This window comes from Amycolatopsis sp. NPDC051071, assembly GCF_040682875.1.
Classification (GTDB): Bacteria; Actinomycetota; Actinomycetes; order Mycobacteriales; family Pseudonocardiaceae; genus Amycolatopsis.
This window is the reverse complement of the sequence record NZ_JBFBBY010000334.1, coordinates 1-1,161: the sequence shown is the minus strand read 5'-3', so window position 1 is coordinate 1,161 and position 1,161 is coordinate 1. Positions and strand designations below refer to the sequence as shown.

General features: G+C 64.5%; 1 protein-coding gene. It reads left to right on the top strand.

The window, feature by feature from the left end:
• The first annotated feature begins 120 nt into the window (after nt 1–120).
• Nucleotides 121–1,161: an IS630 family transposase gene (locus AB0M65_RS40870; protein ID WP_364041076.1), complete on the top strand. Its 1,041-nt coding sequence runs from the start codon at nt 121–123 to the stop codon at nt 1,159–1,161.

Below are 1,161 nucleotides of genomic sequence, written 5' to 3'. Positions count from 1 at the left end.
CTAAGCAGGTTGCCGGAAGTTGTGTCTGTAACCCACGTGAACCCCCTGTGAGCGTGAAGAAACCTCGTCGGGTTGGATCGAGTTACCACACCAGACCGACCCGACGAGGCCACAACAAGTATGCGCCCGGCGCACATCTATGCCAACCTGACCCCCGCACAGCACCATGACCTGATCGCCGCCCTGCATGGACGTTGGCGGATCGCTGCCCGCATCGTCATGATCGTGTTGTCCGCTTCCGGGATGAGCGCACCCGAGATCGCTGACCTGCTGCACTACAACCCGGTCACCGTACGGCGATGGATCACCCGGCACACCAACGACGGCATCGACGCCCTGCCCGACCGGCCCCGCAGCGGACGACCCCGTCTGGGCAGCCCACGGCTCGGGCAACGGATCCGCACCCTGCTCAACACCCCGAAAGCCTGGACCACCAGCCGTATCTGGCGCGCGGCCGGCCGCCCCGAGATGAGCCTGCGCACCTTCTACCGGCGACTGCGCGAACAGGGACGCTGGCGCCGGCCACGCCTGATCGCCAAAGGCGACCCCGACCACGACACCACCTGCGCCGACATCCGCACCCGCATCACCGCGCTGCCCGCCGGCTCGGTCGTACTCGCCGAGGACGAAACCCACCTCGACCTGCTCGCCAGAATCCGAGCGTGCTGGATGCCCATCGGTCAGCGATACCACGTGCTCACACCAGGATCCAACAAACGCCGCACACTGCACGGCGCGGTCAACCTCGCCACCGGTGCCTGGCATTACCACGTGTCGGTGAAGAACGTCTCCGTCGTGTTCTGCTACTTCCTCGAACAACTCCTCAACGCCTACCCCAACGCACCGGTTGTGGCTGTGCTCTGCGACAACGGCACCACCCACCACAGCGGCATCACCCAACGATGGCTGGAACAACATCCCCGCCTGCAGGTCATCGAAGGCGCCAAATACAGCCCCCAGGACAACCCCGTCGAACGAGTCTGGGCCGTACTCAAACAACGAATCGCCAACACCGCACCCGCCACCATGCCCGACCGAATCCGACAAACCCACGCCTTCTTCCGCGACCACACCACCGAACAGACACTCACCACCGCCGCACCATGGACCTCACCCTGGCTACCCAAGAATTACGGACAAGACTTCTGGCCAGGCGCTTAG

Coding starts and splice junctions, on each gene's coding strand:
- AB0M65_RS40870 (WP_364041076.1), top strand. CDS start 121: ATGCGCCCGGCGCACATCTATGCCAACCTGACCCCCGCACAGCACCAT.